This window comes from Bradyrhizobium sp. AZCC 1610 (assembly GCF_036924515.1).
Classification (GTDB): Bacteria; Pseudomonadota; Alphaproteobacteria; order Rhizobiales; family Xanthobacteraceae; genus Bradyrhizobium.
This window is the reverse complement of the sequence record NZ_JAZHRR010000001.1, coordinates 4,186,534-4,202,504: the sequence shown is the minus strand read 5'-3', so window position 1 is coordinate 4,202,504 and position 15,971 is coordinate 4,186,534. Positions and strand designations below refer to the sequence as shown.

Genomic DNA, 15,971 nt, shown 5'->3' with positions numbered 1-15,971 from the left:
AAATGCTCAACCGCGACGAAGACATTCTGCAGGCCGCCGAGAACTGGCAGAAGGCCGGCCACGGCGTGGCGCTGGCGACCGTCGTCGAAACCTGGGGCTCGGCGCCGAGGCCGGCAGGCTCGAGCCTCGTCATCAACGATGACGGCACGTTTCTGGGCTCCGTCTCCGGCGGCTGCGTCGAGGGCGCCGTCGTCACCGAGGCGCTGGACGTCATCGCCAGCGGCAAACCCAGGATGCTCGAGTTTGGTGTTGCCGACGAGACCGCCTGGAATGTCGGCCTGTCCTGCGGCGGCACCATCCGCGTCTTCGTCGAGAAGGTGGGCCAGTCGTGAAACTCGAAACCCTGACACAAGTGAACACCGAGCGCGCCGCGCGCCGCCCGGTGATCGTGATCACCGATACTGCCAATGGCGAGCAGCGGCTGGTGAAAGCCAAGGACATCGCCACCGATCCGCTGGGCGCCGAACTTTCAAAGCAGCTCCGCATGGGCAAGAGCGGCATGATCGAGTCCGGCGGCAAGAAACTGTTTCTCAATGTCTACGCGCCGACCGCACGGCTCGTCATCGTCGGAGCGGTCCATATCAGCCAGGCGCTGGCGCCGCTGGCACGCTCGCTTGATTACGACGTGACGGTTGTCGATCCGCGCACGGCGTTCGCAAGCCCCGAACGCTTTCCAGACGTGCCGCTGATCGCCGAATGGCCCGACGTCGCGCTGCCGCCGCTCAACATCGATCATTACACGGCGTTCGTTGCCCTCACGCATGATCCCAAGATCGACGATCCGGCGCTGCTGCACGCCTTCGAGCGCGGCTGCTTCTATATCGGCGCGCTGGGCTCGCGAAAGACGCATGCCAAGCGAGCCGAACGCTTGAAGGCGCAGGGCGGATCGGACGCCGATATCGCGCGTATCCATGCGCCGATCGGTCTTTCCATCGGCGCGGTATCGCCGTCGGAGATCGCGGTCGCGATCATGGCCGAGATCACCGCCGAACTGCGGCTGCCCAAGGAAGGCGAGCAGCAAACCGCGAAGGTGCAGGCGGCATGAAGTTCGGTCCCGCCAGTCCGGAAGACGCGATTGGCGGCGTTACCGTCCATACGCTGCGGCAGGGTTCGCTGGTGCTGAAGAAGGGCACCACGATCGGGCCTGCCGAAGTCGAGGCGCTGAACAAGGCCGGTGTTGCGGAAATCGTCGTGGTGCGACTGGAGGAGGGTGACGTCTCCGAAGACGAAGCCGCCGCTAGCATCGCGCAGGCGGTGGCAGGCGAGGGCGTCAATGTCGAGCGCGCCTTCACCGGCCGCGCCAACCTGTTCGCAGCGAGGGCCGGCGTGCTGGTGGTGGATCGCGCCGCGGTCGACCGCATCAACGGCGTCGATGAAGCCATCACCTTTGCGACGCTCTCTGCCTTCAAGCCGGTGGTCGAAGGCGAGATGATCGCGACGGTAAAACTCATTCCGTTCGGCGTCGAAGCGAAGCTGCGCGATGCCGCGGTTGACGTTGCCGGCAAAGGCGCGCTGCGGATTGCGCCCTACACCATCAAGAAGGTCGGGGTGGTCTCGACCCTGCTGCCCGGGCTTTCGCCAAAGGTGATCGACAAGACCTTGCGCGTGACGGCGGAACGGCTGGCGCCGGCCGGTGCCGGCATCATCGCCGAGCGCCGCGTGCCGCATGACGAGGCTGATCTGGCATCCTCGATCAAGGAATTGCTCGGCCTCGGCGCCGAACTCGTGATCGTGTTCGGGGCCTCCGCGATCGCTGACCGCCGCGATGTGATCCCGGCCGCGATCACCGAAATCGGCGGCAGGATCGAGCATTTCGGCATGCCGGTCGATCCCGGCAATCTCTTGTTGATCGGCAGCGCCGGCGGCGTGCCGGTATTGGGCGCGCCGGGCTGCGCGCGCTCGCCGGTGGAAAACGGTTTTGACTGGGTGCTGATGCGGCTTCTCGCCGGGCTAAAGGTCACGCGCGCCGAGCTGACCGGCATGGGCGTCGGCGGTCTCCTGATGGAAATCGTCACGCGGCCGCAGCCGCGCACCGTGGCCGACCTCGAAGCCAATCGAAACGTCACTGCCATCGTTCTGGCGGCCGGGCGCTCGACCCGGATGGGCGGCCCCAACAAGCTGCTGGCCGAAATCGACGGCAAGAAGCTGGTGCGGATCGTCGCCGAACAGGCGCTGGCCTCCAAGACGACTGACGTTATCGTCGTCACCGGCCATCAGGCCGAACTGGTCGAGCAGGCGTTGGCGGGGCTGAACGTGAAATTCGTCCGCAACCCGGATTTCGCCGGTGGCCTCGCGTCTTCCGTCAAGGCCGGCATCGCGGCAGTGCCCGACAACGCCGACGGCGCCGTCGTCTGCCTCGGCGACATGCCGCTGATATCAGCAAAACTGATCGACCAGTTGATCGAAACGTTTGCGCCGGACCGCGGCCATCTGATCGCCGTCCCCGTCAGCGACGGCCGTCGCGGCAATCCCGTGCTGTGGTCGCGCCGTTTCTTCAAGGAGTTGATGACGCTCGACGGCGACGTCGGCGCCCGCCATCTGATCGCCAAGCATAACGAGGCCGTGGCCGAAGTCCCGGTCGACGGCCAGAGCGCGTTTCTCGATATCGATACGCCGCAGGCGCTTGAGGCGGCACGAGGATCGTAGGGTGGGCAAAGGCGCACTTGCGCCGTGCCCACCATCTCTCCAGTTCGCCGATTCATGGTGGGCACGCGGAGCCTGTCATCGGGCGAGCATTTGCGCGACCCGGCGGCTTTGCCCATCCTACGCAACGGTGTTTTACGTCAGAGTCCGCCGCTCAGCTCAAAAACCAATTTCGGTTTGTCTCCCGAAAGATCGTGAACCAAGGCTGCTGAAAAGGAATCGCTTTCGCAAGCCTCTGCGTGGCTAACAACATAGGTGCGGCCGGAAAGTGCAAACGCGAATTCGATACCGCCGCAGGTGCTCTCCACATTAACTGTGGGAGAGCGAATCTCTTTGAAAAGATCCTCGAGCGTTTGGCCAACCAGTATTGGGACGTTTTCGCAAACGCCGCAGCCAGCCGATAATAGTTTTTCCCAGACGGCTGGATCCTCATGAGGCGGCGCCAGGAATGTCTCAGAGAACAAGATGGTTGGTGACAACCTGAGCAAGCGCGTCTTCAGTATCCGCATATCCGGCGCGAGGTTCAGCGCATTTGTATTCTTGATATATCGGCCTATCCGTTCAATAAGCGCTTCGTCCTGAATCTCTTCGAGCGGAAGTTCATTGACTGTCTGCGGGGCAGCCAAAATGGCAATCATGGAGGCGGGGTGGCGAGTTGCAGCCGCGTTCCTGTCTTAATGCCGGTTTGGAATTCATTACGCTCGATTGAGAAGTTTTCTTTTTGAACGGCTGAACTCTTCCAGCCCTTGGCCAGCACCGTCACCTGCTTTCCTTTTGGAATTGTGCCATAGACGCAAACTGAAGACGGTCCTCGGTCCGAACACGGGTAGAGCCCGCGAAAGAGGCTGCTTTGTCCTTCAGCATGGCAAGTAGCGGTCGTCAGCAAGATGGCGAATGCCGCCAGTGACAAATATTTCATGACCATCAGGACTCATTTTTTTCAGGTCTCCGCTGTATTGCGGAGACCCTGCAAATCGATGTCGATCAGGTCAAGTCTACCGCATACGGGGCTTCTCGGTAACGGCCGGTACGGCGACAAGAGTGGCTTTGCCCTAAATTTCAACCCCCGTTCACCAACTGGAAACTCACCCTGGCTAGATTCTGCAGGTTACCTCGGGGGAGGGGCTTTTGATCGTTTTCGACTGTGGCGGCGCAACGCCGCGCGCTCTTTATCCTTGCGCTGACGCTGATACTGAGTGTCTCGGGCTACATCAGCAAGGCATGGGCGGCCGGCGCATTCGCCGTCGGCAAGTGCGGCGCCTACGGCCAGGCCTTTGACTATCCTGCCGAGGAAGCGGCCCGCGCCGCGGCGCTGAAACAATGCAAGGGCAACTGTACCGCGCTCACCATGAATCGGGCCTGCGCCGCGCTTGCAGTCGACATGACCAATCCCTGCGGTCCCCACGGCTATGCCGTAAAGCCAAATATTTCGAGCTCGCTCAACGCCGCGACAAAGAAGTGCTACGAGTTCGGCGGCAAGGAATGCGTGATCCGCGCCTGGGCCTGCGACGCCAAGGGGTGATTTTGCTATCGTCATTCCTGGGGGGCGTCGAAAACGCGAACTATGATGTACAACTGCACATCATAGCTCGCGCTGACACGCGCCCCGGAATGACATCGGGAGTAATCATGCAGTTCGACACCAAGATCGCGGTCATCATCCGGACCGACCTCGAACCGTGGCAAAAACTCAACGTCGCCTCATTCCTCGCCGGCGGCATTGCCGCGGCCTTTCCCGAATGCATCGGCGAGCCCTACGGTGACGCATCGGGCACGAAATATCTCTCGCTGATCGGCCAGCCGATCCTGATCTACGGCGCCGACCGCCCGGCGCTGTCCCGCGCGCTCGAACGGGCGCTGGCGCGCAACGTCACGCCCGCCGTCTATACCGAGGACATGTTCAGGACCACGCATGACGCCGCCAACCGCGAGGTGGTCAGCACCGTGATCCGCGCCGAACTCAATCTGGTTGGACTCGCGATGCGCGCCGAGCGCAAGGTGATCGACAAGATCGTCGACGGGCTGAAGTTTCACAGCTAGCGCGTGGACCGATAAATTTCAGAGCGAGGCCCTCACGCGGCTAATGCCTTCACAGGTGCGAAAGCCCTGCTCGTAAATTCCGTGCCCTTAGAATGCCGAACGGGTCTTCCCGCTGGGCCAGCTTCCGATAGATGGCCAGATCATCCTCCTGGAGCGCCGGTCCCTCGCCACGTCGCCCAACAGAGCCGATGCCTGGTCCCAACGGCAGCGAGGTGCCAACACCCGCATAAAGGTATCGATCGCCGTAGGCCTGCTTCAACGCTGCAAATGTCGGCTCACCGGTGCAGTGGCCCGGGGCGATGTTCTCTACCTTGAACGTTTCCTTGAGCGCTGCCACGGCCTTGGCAATGATCTCGTCCGATGCGACGACGAGGTGGAAACCGCCGGCGATCAAGCGAATTCTGGGATTGATCGCTGTCGCCGCCTCGACAATCTTTTCGATCCCAGGGTGCGCGCAGCCGACCACGAGCACGATGCCGTCCGAGGTGTTGATGGCCAGGGACAACTCCTTGAGTTCCTTCGTGCCGGGGGTGTCGGACACGAGTGCGAGCAACGTAATGCCTGAGGCGATTTCCGTTGTCTTGTCGATAAGCTCGATGTTGGCGCCCTGCCAGGCGGTGCCGAATTTCATGACTTCCGGCGGCTTGCCGTCGTAGTAGCGCATCTCGGCCGGCAAGGATTGGTCCTTTCGGTAGAAACTCGACGGCAGCGACGAGCCATAGATTCCGAATCCTTCCCGGGGTGCGTAGATCTTCACCGTCGGATTCACGCTCAAAACATGGTTCAGGCCGGCCATGTGATCGGAGTGGCGGTGCGACAGCACCACGAAGTCGATGCTGGTGAGGTCGATGTTCTTCGCCTTGATGTTAGCTGCGAAGATGTCCGGGTCGTTGCCTGTGTCGAACAGGATTCGTTTGCCGGAGATTTCCACGAGCGCTGAGAAGCCCCAATCCTTCTTCATCGCCGCATCGGCGCCGAAAGCGTCGTAGAGGATCGTGATCTGGCCGGTGGGTTCAGCTGCCGCGATACGCGTCGGCGCAACCAAGGCGGCGGCGCCGGCAAGTGCGGCAGCAAGAAACAACGTTGTGCGAAGTGCCATGGAAGTTCCTCCTCATCGAGGCCCCCATTTGTGCCTTGTAACAGTCTCATGCGAGTTCGCGATTAGGCTGCTGGGTTGAGCTCGCCGTCACGCAGATGATTTGATCTGTCAATATAGCGCCCAAACCCGGTTCGGGTTGATCAGCGGGTCATCGCTCCCGAGGCCATTCGGGACTTTATCGACGAGTGTCTTTACCTCAGGGCATTGAAAAACTACGCTGTTTCCGGAAGTGTCACTACAAAAGGCGTTCGCTCAGCGTCGCGACCGTGCAGGGCTTTGCCGATCGGAAATTCGCCGGACTGAACCGCGACGGCATGGGTAAGGGGCGAAGCCGACTTCCGGCTTTCCCGCGCCGAGTTGAATGTCGTCGGGCTCGCGATGCGCGCCGAGCGCACGAGAGCGGAAGCCGCGCGGTAACCGCTTTGCTTCTCAGCTCTGCAGTCCAACGAATCCACGCAGCTTCTTGACCGTTTCGGCGGCGTCGTTGGCTTCCTCGGTCGTCAGGACGGTGATCTCGCCACTACGCCGGTGCAAGACGCTGTGATGGATCGGCGCGCCTGAAAGGCCGTCCACCTCCGACTTCACCGCGATATCGTCGATGTCGGCAAGCTCGAACTCGACAGGCTTTTTCTTCCACAGCAGCATTTTTTGCTGCAGCGTTGCCTTGCCGAACTCCTTGTCGAGCGTCAGCGTTGTCGAGCCTGCTTTCAAAGTGAGCTTGCGTGGGGTTTCTTCGATATTCGTCATGGGCAGGTCCCCTGTTGGTTCCCTTTCACATGCCAGTTAATCTAATCCAGAACGCGGCGACCGAACAGGCCACGTTGGACGGTGCGGGGGGATGCCGCAGCGGTTGCGGCTTTCGTTTGCCGGCGGTTCGCTGCGCCGCCGCAAGTCCCGCGTCGGCCGCCTGTCGGCGCGGTCGCGGTTGCGGCCTCTGGCGGTCTTGCGGCACGGCCGCAAAACGCAAATACTCCGTCCAGTTGGGTTTCCGATAGGAAGCCCGGCCAAGAAGGCCCGGGCGCGGGCAACAAGGGAGGGATGTCATGGACCGGGGAACCAGGCCCAATGCGGCCGACGGCAACAATTTCAGTACCAGCCGGCGCAGATTTCTAGGCAGTTCAGGTCTGGCGGCGATAGGCGTAGTCATGGGCGGCGTCCTGCCGCTGTCGCGCGACGGCGCCGGCATTCCCCAGGCCCACGCGCAGGCTGCTCCGCCTGCTGCGCCCGCGCCGGCCAAGGGCCCGCAGCATCTGAAATTCCCCGGCAAGAACGAAGGCCTCGTCGTGCTCGGCGAAAAGCCGCTGGTCGCCGAGACGCCGGAAAGTCTGCTCGATGACGACACCACGCCGATCGAGAAATTCTACATCCGCAACAACGGGCAGATCCCGGAAGAGACGAAAGATCCCGACGCCTGGAAGATCACCATCGATGGCGAGGTCAACAACAAGATCGAGATCACGCTCGGCGAGTTGAAGTCGAAGTACAAGGCGGTGACGCGGCGCATGGTGCTGGAATGCGGCGGCAACGGCCGTGCGGCGTTCTCGCCGCCGGCACGCGGCAACCAGTGGACCAATGGCGGGGCGGGCTGCGCCGAATGGACCGGCGTGCCGCTCGCCGATCTGCTGAAGAAGGCCGGCCTCAAGCCCAGCGCGAAATACACCGCGCATTATGCGGCCGATCTGCATCTGTCGGGTGATCCGAGCAAGCCGAGCATCTCGCGCGGCGTGCGCATCGAAAAAGCGATGGACCCGAACACGATGATCGTGTGGGCCATGAACGGCCAGCCGCTGCCGAACATCCATGGCGGGCCGGTGCGCCTGGTCGTGCCGGGCTGGGCCGGCTCGGCGTCGCAGAAATGGCTGACGCGCATCACCATCCGCGACCGCGAGCATGACGGCCCCGGCATGACGGAATTTTCCTATCGACTCGCGATCAAGCCGATGGTGCCCGGCGGCAAGGCCGATCCGGCGAATTTCCGCATTCTGGAATCGATGCCGGTGCGCTCCATCATCACCAATCCTGCGAACGGCGCCAAGTTCGCTGCCGGCACCAAGGAGCTGAAACTGCGCGGCGCTTCCTGGGCCGGCGATCTCACCGTCAAGCAGGTGGATATCTCGACCGATTTCGGCGCGAGCTGGCAGCGGACCACGCTGGAAAAGCCGAAGAACAAATATGACTGGCAGCGCTGGACCGCGACCATCAAACTGCCGACCGACGGCTATTTCGAGATCTGGGCGCGGGCTACCGATTCAAAAGGCGCGATGCAGCCGCATCAGGCCGGCTTCTGGAATCCGCAAGGCTATGGCGGCAACGCCATGCACCGCATCGCCGTGCTGGTCGGATGATGCTGCGTTTTACGTGGCTCGCCTTGGCCGGCGTGCTCTTGATAGCGCCGGCCATGGCCCAAACAAGCTTCACCCCGCGCGACGAAAGTCCGGAGGAGTTTGCCGCAGGCGCCGGCCGCGATGAGGCCTTCTACGCCTGCACCGCCTGCCACGGCTTCGGGCTGGTGGCGCAGCAGGGCATGACGCGCGCGCAGTGGGAGGATTCGATCAACCTGATGGTCCGCCGCCACAACATGCCGCCGCTCGACGCCAAGGACCGCGAAACGGTGCTGAACTATCTCGAGGCGGCCTATCCGCCGCGCGCGCCGGCGGGCAGGGGAGGCTGGGTGAACCCGTTTGCGAAGTAAAGGGGAGATGCAGAGTGGCGCATCATCAAAAGGCCGTTGCGGCAGCAGTGGCGCTAAACACTGCAATCTTTGTGGTGGAGGGTATTGCCGGTTATCAGGCATCGAGCCTGAGTCTCCTCATGGACAGCGTGCACAACCTGTCAGACGAGTTGGCTCTGGTCTGCCTGTATGCAGCATTCCTGGTCACCAGAGGCCCTTCGCAGCGGCTGTTAAGAGCCGGTAATCTCTTTAACTCAGTCGGACTGATAGCGGTCAGCGGACTGCTCTTGTGGCAGGCCGGCGAGCGCCTGTTCAATCCGGTGCCGGTGCAGGGCGTCGTTCCCATTATCGTGGGTCTGGCCGCGGCTGCCGCCAATTGGAGCGTGGCCCGCTTACTCCTGGAGCCAGGCAGAAACAACGCTGCAATCCGACTCGCGTACATCCACAATCTTGGCGACGTGTGGGTATCCCTTGCCCCGGTAGCCGCGGGCTTACTTCTTCTAGTGACCGGCTATCCAGTCTTCGATCCAATCATCGCAGGAGCCATTGCACTATGGATCATTTTCACGACTGGCCGGGAGGTTTTTGAATCGCACGACGAACTGATGTGGCCGGAGAAAATCATCTGCTGCCATACTGACCACGATCAACCGGTCGTGACGCCACGATCCAACTGACAAACTACGAACAAAAGCCGTCTGCAAGCTGGTTCAAAGCCATCTGCACGGGACTGTCCCTAGCTGATGTTGGAATGGTCCGCGCGGGTCACCATCGATCCTCACCCGACCGATGGAGTTCGGGCAGGCCAGTTTTGTGCGGCCAAGGGCCTGAGCGCGTTGTAAAGGTCTGTCTGAGTAATTTGCTCAAGCGGCTTGTCGATCTTGACGGCCTCGGTTGGCCGTCTCGGGTGCATGATGAGCACGATGGTTCGCCCGCCGCCGCAAAGGGGATCGCCGCAATCGCGTTCGCTTATGGTGACTATGGTTTCATCATCCGCGTTGATGGCTGTCCGGGCATGCTCTCTTAATTTACGCACCACGTTCCATTCGAAGTTCGACGTTTTCCTCGGGAACAAAATAACAGTCATATCCTGCACCGGGGCCTGAATGGACACTTGCGTGATGTTATAACATTACATCTTGGAGTCAACCGTCCGATGGTGCGCTCCTGCATCGTCGCCTCCGCAACTATTCCACTATTGGCGGCGATGATGGGTATCGATCGGAACCGAGCGTGCGCAAGGAATACTCACATGACCGTATGTACCGAAAAACATCACGCCAATCACACGCATAAGCATGGGCCGGATTGCGGGCACACCGCGATTCGGCATGAAGGCCATGTGGATTATCTCCACGATGGCCATCTCCACCATATGCACGAGGATCACGTGGACGAGCATGCCATCGGGGTCACCGCCACAAATCCTGTGCAATGCACGCCTCAAGTCCATTGTGAGCACGCGCACGGTCCAAACTGCGGACATGAAGCGGTGCCGCATGGCGACCATATCGACTACCTCGTAGACGGTCGTCTGCACCCCACCATCCGCACGGTGACCATTGCGATGATCACGGGCCCGTGCAACTGGCCTGAGGGCGTCGATCAGAGCCGAAGCTCCAGCTACGCTCTTGACGCAGCCGCGCTCCAAGCCAGAATGCTTGGCGGCTTGCGCCGGGAGGCGGTCATATGAGGTTTTTGATTACTGCGCAGGATACGGCGGGAAACGTGACCCTCAACCGGGGGTCGGTTCCGGCTGCGTTGAAGAAAGCCACAGAACTGATATCGGACGGCTGCTGGAACGTCGAGATCGTAACGCCCGATGGGGCCATCTATCAGCCCGGCGAATTCGATCAGTTGAGGGAGCGGATTGGCGCAGCGGGCTCCGACATGTCGCTCGCCACGCAATAGTTTGGCGTGCAATTTAAGCTTGTCTTGCTGCGTCGCCGGGAATTACCCCTCCAGCGTAAATCCAACCCGCAAGGCGACCTGGTAGTGGCGAACGGATCCATCTTCGATGTGGCCTCTCGTTTGCACCACTTCGAACCATTTCATGGAGCGAACGGTCTTTGATGCGCGGGTTATGGCGTTCTGAATGGCGTCTTCGATGCTTTTTTCGGAAGATCCGACGAGGTCCAGGATCTTGTAAACATGGTCCTTCATTTCGGCATCGGGCATGGCGAGCCTCCGTTGTAATGTCGGTGGAGCACCCAGGTTTGTTGTCTCCGCAGAATTTTAATCCGACCGAGAGCCAACTCCATGCTCTCATCCGAGTTCCGAGGACCAGTCATAATAGGCGGGGCGGGAATAGCGCAGGACAGTCCATCGCGGCCGGACGGTCTTGATGTGCACATTTTGCGACGTCTGCTCTACTTCCTGAGCGGACGTCGCACTGCGCTCGGGCGTGACCGAGGTTTGCGATATCAGAAGCACCGGGCCTTGCGAAATCGAACGACCGCCGCTACCGCACCGCGATCGGCGAAACCGTCGAGCCTGAGCCGCCCTGAATCTTCAGCGGCTGCATCACAAAGGCGAATTCTCCGACGCCCTTTTGCGCCAGCTCATCGAGCTTGAGGTTCTCCAGCAAATGGATGCCGTTCACCACCAGCGCGATCTGGTGCACCGGAAGCGACAATTGCTTGTCGGGGTTGGGCGCGACCTCCACCGGCCAGTTGTCGGCGCCGAGCAGCATTGGGTCCTTTGCGGCAAGCCAGAGCGCGGCCGGCACGCCGATGCCCGGGCAGGATTTCACGTAGCGGGGATTGTCCTTGCCGTAGAGCTTGCCCCAGCCGGTGTGGATGATCACGGCGTCACCGGGTTGCAGCGTCAGGTTCTGCTTCTTCAGGGCCCCCTCGAGATCATCCACCGTGATTTCGTAATTGTCGCCCAGCATCTCGACGCCCTTGAAGCCCGCGACGTCGATCAGGACGCCGCGCGTGAACAGCGTGCCGACATTGTGGATGCCGAACTTCTTGAAGCCGGTGCGGTCGACGTTCTCGTCGACCTTCTGGCAGTTGTACCAGCTGTTGAGATGGGTCTGGTGCGCGAAGCCGTCGAACTGGGTGCCGACCTGGCCGAGCTCGGTGATGATGATCTCTTCATTCGAGCCGCGCATGTTGGAGAACTGGTTCATGAACGTGCGCTTGGTGTGCATGTCGAAGCGCCGCGTTCCGAAGAACGCCATGCTGGGGCCGAGCACGTGCGCGAGTTCGATCACCTCGCCGTTCTTGATCAGCTTCGCGGCGTTCATCACGGCCGCGGGTTTCTGGTGATTGCCTGAACCGCGCTCGTCGGCCGCGCCCCATTTCGACGGACAGCGTTGGCTTTCCGCCGGAACGGTCCAGCTTGGTGCTTGCGCGAAGGCGGCGGCGGAAAACACAAGCGTGATCGCCGCACCCAATGTGAATGCTTTCATCTGTATCCTCCCAAGAGAGGGCGCTCTGGTTCGGCACCCCGGGACAAATAATGCGGTTCTCTTAGAGGCGGTTTCAAGTCCGGCAACGCGCCCGAGACGATGTGCCATCGAGGGTTGCGGCGGTGCGGCGATGATTTGGTGTAAGGCGACAGCACACTAAATTGCTCAGTTTCGCGCTTCCACGCATGCCCCGAAGTTCGTTATGCTGAGGGCCAAATGGTCCCGGATGGGCTCCTATGCGCCCCCGCGCCAATGGACTTGCATTTTAAGGGAGTGAGCACATCATGAAACGCCGAACGTTCCTCAAAGGCGGCGCTGTGGCCGGCGCGACGGCGCTGGTAGCGGCGCCTGCGATCGCGCAAGGTGCGCCCGAGATCAAGTGGCGCCTGACCTCGAGCTTTCCAAAATCGCTCGATACCATCTTCGGAACGGCGCAGACATTTGCGAAATACGTGGCTGATGCCACCGACAACAAGTTTCAGATTCAGACGTTTGCGGCAGGCGAGATCGTGCCCGGCCTGCAGGCGCTCGATGCCGTGAGCTCCGCGACCGTCGAGATGGCGCAGACGCCACTCTATTTCTACATCGGCAAGGAGCCGGCGTTGACTTACGCGACCGGCGCGCCGTTCGGCATGAACCATCGCCATCAGCATTCCTGGTGGACGTTCGGCGGCGGCGCCGAGCTCTGCAACGAAGCGCTGAAGCCTTTCAAGACGCATGCGATTCTGTGCGGTAACTCCGGCACGCAAATGGGCGGCTGGTTCCGCAAGGAGATCAAGACCGCCGATGATCTCAAAGGCCTCAAGTTCCGCATCGCTGGTATGGGCGGCCATGTGCTGGCAAAACTCGGCATCGTGCCGCAGCAGATCGCGGGCGGCGAGGTCTATTCAGCGCTCGAGAAGGGATCCATCGACGCCGCGGAGTTCGTCGGCCCCTATGACGATGAGAAGCTCGGTTTCTACAAGGTGGCGAAGTACTATTACTTCCCCGGCTGGTGGGAAGGCGGGGCGATGTTGCACATGATCGTGAACGAAGAGAAGTGGAATGCGCTTCCCAGGCAATACCAGGCGGTCCTCAACCAGGCCGGGTCGGCCGCCGGCGCGTGGATGATCGAAAAATATGACAGCGTCAATCCGGCCGCACTGAAACGGCTTGTCGCGGGCGGGGCGGAGCTGCGCGCGTTCCCGCAACCGGTCATGGAGGCCTGCTACAAAGCCACGCAGGACCATCTGAACGAAATTGCCGAGAAGAGCGCGCTCTTCAAGAAGACAAAAGAGAGCCACGACGCGTACATGAAGGAAGTGCTGTTCTACACGCAGATCGCGGAAAACTATTACGACAACTACCTGCTCAGCAAAATGCGCAAGGGCTGAGTGAGCGTCATCGATGTCCGATCGCCGGGGGCCACCGTGAACAACATGCCGCGCGTTTCAGTGGCCGCCATTTTCGCTTTGGTGGCGGCATGTGTCGTGACCTTGATATCGACAGCCGCACTCGGGGCTTGCAATACGACGCTGTATGGAGAACTTGTGGCGTATGACGATCCAAAGCAACGCTTTCCCGTCGTTCCTCAGAAGTGGCTATCTTTTTCACTCGGTGAAATCGTGCAAGAGAACGGCCACACCGTGGTGAAGACCTTTCAGTCGTTCGAATTCCCGAATACCAGGACGACGCTTCCTATTCCGTTCGCGCTAAATATCGATTCGCCAAAGGACTGCCCAAAAGAACTTCAGCTAGACGTGACCGGCTCCGACCGCCTCGGCTTTCACTATGAATTTCCGCTGAACGGCGGGAGAAGAGTCAACCTTGAGAAGTTTGAGAGTGTTCGCGTTGGTCCGCCGAGTTTCTGACACCGGCGCGGACCATCGCGCTGCGCGTAAAATCCAATTTGTCGAATAGATTCAATCTGATTTGGGTCGTCCAGTCTCGCACGCAAATATATTCCGCTTCCCTGTCACCCCAAATCAGTGGCTATTTCCGCGCTGTCCCGTCTCGACAAGAGGGGCGTATCGCGATCGTCACGAACGCGGGACGGGATGTGGTGGACGCGAGGGCGTCGGCGCGAAGAGTGGCCGCAGGGCAGGTCTATCCTGTGAGTGGCTCACGTCGCGCAGGACGTACGACGCCGATGCGTACGGCAAAACCGTGTGGTCCTGACACCCGTGGCTGGTGCCAAGCTGTCGGTGGCGAAGTTGGTCCAACCGGATCGATTTAGCCATCAAGCCGGCAGCGATGGAGGCAAGACGAATTCGTCTCCAGGGAGAGCGCGGCATAAGCCGTCAAGCCATTGCGCAGGGAATGCCGGAGTGTTCCGACTGTACCTGTATGCTCGTGTGCGCACTTCTATGCACATTTGCACACGAGACCGCGGGTGCAGCGTGCACCCGGCATTCCCTGCTCCCTCTCAGGAGGGACAAGGTTCGTGGAAAAGCTCGGGCGCTTTGCGTCGCGAGAACGCGAACACACATTCAGTTGTCATCACCCGCGAAGGCGGGTGACCCAGATGCTATGGGGGGAGCGGCGGCGAGGGTGTGGATACCCTCGAGCGCCGTGATCACGCAATGGAGCACCCCATGTCGCAATCGTTTGACGCCAGCAGGTCCCTCACCGCCTTCGAACAGGATAGCACGTTGGTCGCAGTGATCGAGATGAGCCAGTCGAAGTGGCTTGTTGCGGCTGTGATCCCGGGGGTCGAGCGCCAGCCCCTGAAGAAGCTTGGTGCAAATGCGGACGCTCTGCTGAAGCTGTTGCAGCGCTGGCAGGATGAAGCGCGCAAGGCCGGGCGGACGGTCAGGCGGATCGTCTGCGCCTATGAGGCCGGGCGAGACGGATTCTGGCTGGCGCGCTGGCTGCAGGCGCGCGCCATCGAGGCCTACGTCATCCATGCCGCAAGCATCGCAGTGTCCCGCGAGCACCGCCGGGCCAAGACCGATCGGATCGATACGGAACTGCTGATGCGCTCGTTTCTCGGCTGGCTGCGTGGCGAGAAGCGCCATTGCAGCATGGTCGCGATCCCGACCATGGCGGAAGAAGATGCGCGGCGGCCGAGTCGTGAGCGGGAGAGCCTCGTGGGCGAGCAGACACGGATCGTCAACCGGATCAAGGCTGTCCTCGCCCTGTTCGGCATCGGCGGGTTCAATCCGAGGCTGCGCAAGGCGGCGCAGAAGCTGGAGACACTGCACACCGCGGAAGGAACACCGTTACCGGAAAATGCCCACGCCGAATTGCGCCGCGATCTGGAGCGGCTGCGCCTGGTGCACGACCAGATCCACATCATCGAAAGTGAACGGTTGCGCCGGCTCGCGCTCGCGCCGGCCGCAACGACAAGGCCTCACGCGATGGTTCGTCTGATCGCAAGGGTTTTTGGCGTCGGCATTGCGACCGCCGACATGCTGGTAAATGAGGCGCTGGCGCGCAAGCTGCGCGATCGCAAAGCTGTTGCGCGCTATGCTGGACTGACCGGCGCGCCGGACGAGAGCGGCAAGCGCCGGCGCGAGAAGGGACTGGCCCGCGCCGGCAATGGTCGGGTCCGCCGCGGCATGATCCAACTGGCCTGGCGCTTTCTGATCTTCCAGAAGGATAGCCGGCTCGTCCGCTGGTTCCGCGAGCGCACCGCAGATGGCCGCAGCGCCACGCGCAAAACCATGATCGTGGCGCTGGCGCGCAAGCTGCTCATCGCGCTGTGGCGGCTGGCAACCACCGGCGAGATAACTGAGGGGCTCAGGCTGCGCCCGGCCGGCACCTGACCATGCAGCTTCCGCAACTCCAACACGATTGACGGTTCAGCAGCCGGCAGTCTGCCGACGACATCCGAGGTGGCGGTGATCCGCCGGAATACATGGCCTTTGCGCCGCGACCCAGAATGGACCCGCCGCCCCGGAGCTTCGCCCCCCGATGCGCATGCATGCATCATGGTTCTGGTCCCGATCGATCAAGCGAATACAAGTCTGCGACGCGGTATCGCGTCCACGGCGGGCTCGCCTCGGAAATCGTCCCTATGCCGCTAACGCCAAACCTCGTCCCGCCCTCAAGCCTGCCGCCGGGCTCACGACCGTCAAGGGCTGCGTCGCTCCGCGATGGCCTGCGGCCACCCTTGACCGTCG

20 protein-coding genes are annotated in these 15,971 nt (G+C 61.5%); 13 read left to right on the top strand and 7 right to left on the bottom strand.

What is annotated here, in order from left to right; all coding sequences use genetic code 11:
• Positions 1–2 precede the first annotated feature (2 nt).
• From V1279_RS20900 to V1279_RS20890, 3 genes are read left to right on the top strand one after another with little or no spacing between them, the layout of a single operon-like run.
• Positions 3–332 (top strand): XdhC family protein, encoded by a 330-nt coding sequence (locus tag V1279_RS20900; protein WP_247836237.1) that lies wholly within the window; start codon positions 3–5, stop codon positions 330–332.
• Positions 329–1,045 carry an XdhC family protein gene (locus V1279_RS20895; protein ID WP_334439568.1) on the top strand — a complete coding sequence of 239 codons (717 nt, stop codon included), beginning with the start codon at positions 329–331 and terminating at the stop codon, positions 1,043–1,045. Before V1279_RS20900 ends, V1279_RS20895 begins: the two co-directional genes overlap by 4 nt.
• Positions 1,042–2,646, top strand: coding sequence for a molybdopterin-binding/glycosyltransferase family 2 protein (locus V1279_RS20890; protein ID WP_334439566.1), 1,605 nt, complete (start codon positions 1,042–1,044; stop codon positions 2,644–2,646). Before V1279_RS20895 ends, V1279_RS20890 begins: the two co-directional genes overlap by 4 nt.
• A 137-nt stretch (positions 2,647–2,783) precedes the next feature.
• Here the strand turns inward: V1279_RS20890 and V1279_RS20885 are convergent, their stop codons facing one another.
• Positions 2,784–3,281 (bottom strand): hypothetical protein, encoded by a 498-nt coding sequence (locus tag V1279_RS20885; RefSeq protein ID WP_334439564.1) that lies wholly within the window; start codon positions 3,279–3,281, stop codon positions 2,784–2,786.
• Complete coding sequence (locus V1279_RS20880) at positions 3,278–3,568, bottom strand: hypothetical protein (protein WP_334439562.1); 291 nt, start codon at positions 3,566–3,568, stop codon at positions 3,278–3,280. The genes V1279_RS20885 and V1279_RS20880 overlap by 4 nt, the downstream gene beginning before the upstream one ends.
• Before the next feature lie 219 nt (positions 3,569–3,787).
• Between V1279_RS20880 and V1279_RS20875 the strand changes: the two genes are divergently transcribed.
• Both V1279_RS20875 and V1279_RS20870 read left to right on the top strand, forming a co-directional pair.
• On the top strand, positions 3,788–4,165 hold the full coding sequence (locus V1279_RS20875) for a DUF4189 domain-containing protein (RefSeq protein ID WP_334439560.1): 378 nt from the start codon (positions 3,788–3,790) through the stop codon (positions 4,163–4,165).
• Positions 4,166–4,272: 107 nt separating this feature from the next.
• Positions 4,273–4,683 (top strand): DUF2000 family protein, encoded by a 411-nt coding sequence (locus V1279_RS20870; RefSeq protein ID WP_334439557.1) that lies wholly within the window; start codon positions 4,273–4,275, stop codon positions 4,681–4,683.
• A gap of 49 nt (positions 4,684–4,732) precedes the next feature.
• Here V1279_RS20870 and V1279_RS20865 read toward each other — a convergent pair whose 3' ends face one another.
• Both V1279_RS20865 and V1279_RS20860 read right to left on the bottom strand, forming a co-directional pair.
• Positions 4,733–5,782 (bottom strand): MBL fold metallo-hydrolase, encoded by a 1,050-nt coding sequence (locus tag V1279_RS20865; protein WP_334439554.1) that lies wholly within the window; start codon positions 5,780–5,782, stop codon positions 4,733–4,735.
• A 429-nt stretch (positions 5,783–6,211) separates the two neighbouring features.
• Positions 6,212–6,529, bottom strand: coding sequence for a hypothetical protein (locus V1279_RS20860; protein ID WP_334439552.1), 318 nt, complete (start codon positions 6,527–6,529; stop codon positions 6,212–6,214).
• Positions 6,530–6,825: 296 nt separating this feature from the next.
• Between V1279_RS20860 and V1279_RS20855 the strand changes: the two genes are divergently transcribed.
• From V1279_RS20855 to V1279_RS20845, 3 genes are read left to right on the top strand one after another with little or no spacing between them, the layout of a single operon-like run.
• On the top strand, positions 6,826–8,127 hold the full coding sequence (locus tag V1279_RS20855; RefSeq protein WP_334439550.1) for a sulfite oxidase: 1,302 nt from the start codon (positions 6,826–6,828) through the stop codon (positions 8,125–8,127).
• Positions 8,127–8,474, top strand: coding sequence for a hypothetical protein (locus tag V1279_RS20850; protein WP_334439548.1), 348 nt, complete (start codon positions 8,127–8,129; stop codon positions 8,472–8,474). Before V1279_RS20855 ends, V1279_RS20850 begins: the two co-directional genes overlap by 1 nt.
• Before the next feature lie 14 nt (positions 8,475–8,488).
• A complete protein-coding gene (locus tag V1279_RS20845; RefSeq protein WP_334439545.1) occupies positions 8,489–9,130 on the top strand; it encodes a cation diffusion facilitator family transporter in 642 nt (213 codons plus the stop codon).
• Between the two features lie 101 nt (positions 9,131–9,231).
• Here V1279_RS20845 and V1279_RS20840 read toward each other — a convergent pair whose 3' ends face one another.
• Complete coding sequence (locus V1279_RS20840) at positions 9,232–9,540, bottom strand: hypothetical protein (protein ID WP_334439542.1); 309 nt, start codon at positions 9,538–9,540, stop codon at positions 9,232–9,234.
• A gap of 165 nt (positions 9,541–9,705) precedes the next feature.
• Between V1279_RS20840 and V1279_RS20835 the strand changes: the two genes are divergently transcribed.
• Both V1279_RS20835 and V1279_RS20830 read left to right on the top strand, forming a co-directional pair.
• Positions 9,706–10,146 (top strand): hypothetical protein, encoded by a 441-nt coding sequence (locus tag V1279_RS20835; protein WP_334439538.1) that lies wholly within the window; start codon positions 9,706–9,708, stop codon positions 10,144–10,146.
• Positions 10,143–10,364 carry a hypothetical protein gene (locus V1279_RS20830; RefSeq protein ID WP_334439535.1) on the top strand — a complete coding sequence of 74 codons (222 nt, stop codon included), beginning with the start codon at positions 10,143–10,145 and terminating at the stop codon, positions 10,362–10,364. The genes V1279_RS20835 and V1279_RS20830 overlap by 4 nt, the downstream gene beginning before the upstream one ends.
• A gap of 42 nt (positions 10,365–10,406) precedes the next feature.
• Here V1279_RS20830 and V1279_RS20825 read toward each other — a convergent pair whose 3' ends face one another.
• The gene (locus V1279_RS20825) at positions 10,407–10,631 is read right to left on the bottom strand and encodes a dodecin (RefSeq protein ID WP_334439532.1); all 225 of its coding nucleotides are present in this window, start codon (positions 10,629–10,631) and stop codon (positions 10,407–10,409) included.
• A 283-nt stretch (positions 10,632–10,914) separates the two neighbouring features.
• On the bottom strand, positions 10,915–11,868 hold the full coding sequence (locus V1279_RS20820) for a cyclase family protein (RefSeq protein WP_334439529.1): 954 nt from the start codon (positions 11,866–11,868) through the stop codon (positions 10,915–10,917).
• Positions 11,869–12,152: 284 nt separating this feature from the next.
• On the opposite strand from V1279_RS20820, the gene V1279_RS20815 reads away from it, so the two are divergent.
• From V1279_RS20815 to V1279_RS20805, 3 genes are all read left to right on the top strand, one after another.
• Entirely contained in the window at positions 12,153–13,241 is a 1,089-nt protein-coding gene (locus tag V1279_RS20815) for a TRAP transporter substrate-binding protein (RefSeq protein WP_334439526.1), read from the top strand.
• Positions 13,242–13,718, top strand: coding sequence for a hypothetical protein (locus V1279_RS20810; protein ID WP_334439524.1), 477 nt, complete (start codon positions 13,242–13,244; stop codon positions 13,716–13,718).
• 723 nt (positions 13,719–14,441) lie between these two features.
• A complete protein-coding gene (locus V1279_RS20805; protein WP_334439521.1) occupies positions 14,442–15,614 on the top strand; it encodes an IS110 family transposase in 1,173 nt (390 codons plus the stop codon).
• Positions 15,615–15,971 lie beyond the last annotated feature (357 nt).

Coding starts and splice junctions, on each gene's coding strand:
- V1279_RS20855 (WP_334439550.1), top strand. CDS start 6,826: ATGGACCGGGGAACCAGGCCCAATGCGGCCGACGGCAACAATTTCAGT.
- V1279_RS20835 (WP_334439538.1), top strand. CDS start 9,706: ATGACCGTATGTACCGAAAAACATCACGCCAATCACACGCATAAGCAT.
- V1279_RS20805 (WP_334439521.1), top strand. CDS start 14,442: ATGTCGCAATCGTTTGACGCCAGCAGGTCCCTCACCGCCTTCGAACAG.
- V1279_RS20820 (WP_334439529.1), bottom strand. CDS start 11,868: ATGAAAGCATTCACATTGGGTGCGGCGATCACGCTTGTGTTTTCCGCC.
- V1279_RS20890 (WP_334439566.1), top strand. CDS start 1,042: ATGAAGTTCGGTCCCGCCAGTCCGGAAGACGCGATTGGCGGCGTTACC.
- V1279_RS20865 (WP_334439554.1), bottom strand. CDS start 5,782: ATGGCACTTCGCACAACGTTGTTTCTTGCTGCCGCACTTGCCGGCGCC.
- V1279_RS20850 (WP_334439548.1), top strand. CDS start 8,127: ATGCTGCGTTTTACGTGGCTCGCCTTGGCCGGCGTGCTCTTGATAGCG.
- V1279_RS20880 (WP_334439562.1), bottom strand. CDS start 3,568: ATGGTCATGAAATATTTGTCACTGGCGGCATTCGCCATCTTGCTGACG.
- V1279_RS20900 (WP_247836237.1), top strand. CDS start 3: ATGCTCAACCGCGACGAAGACATTCTGCAGGCCGCCGAGAACTGGCAG.
- V1279_RS20840 (WP_334439542.1), bottom strand. CDS start 9,540: ATGACTGTTATTTTGTTCCCGAGGAAAACGTCGAACTTCGAATGGAAC.
- V1279_RS20860 (WP_334439552.1), bottom strand. CDS start 6,529: ATGACGAATATCGAAGAAACCCCACGCAAGCTCACTTTGAAAGCAGGC.
- V1279_RS20825 (WP_334439532.1), bottom strand. CDS start 10,631: ATGCCCGATGCCGAAATGAAGGACCATGTTTACAAGATCCTGGACCTC.
- V1279_RS20885 (WP_334439564.1), bottom strand. CDS start 3,281: ATGATTGCCATTTTGGCTGCCCCGCAGACAGTCAATGAACTTCCGCTC.
- V1279_RS20815 (WP_334439526.1), top strand. CDS start 12,153: ATGAAACGCCGAACGTTCCTCAAAGGCGGCGCTGTGGCCGGCGCGACG.
- V1279_RS20830 (WP_334439535.1), top strand. CDS start 10,143: ATGAGGTTTTTGATTACTGCGCAGGATACGGCGGGAAACGTGACCCTC.
- V1279_RS20870 (WP_334439557.1), top strand. CDS start 4,273: ATGCAGTTCGACACCAAGATCGCGGTCATCATCCGGACCGACCTCGAA.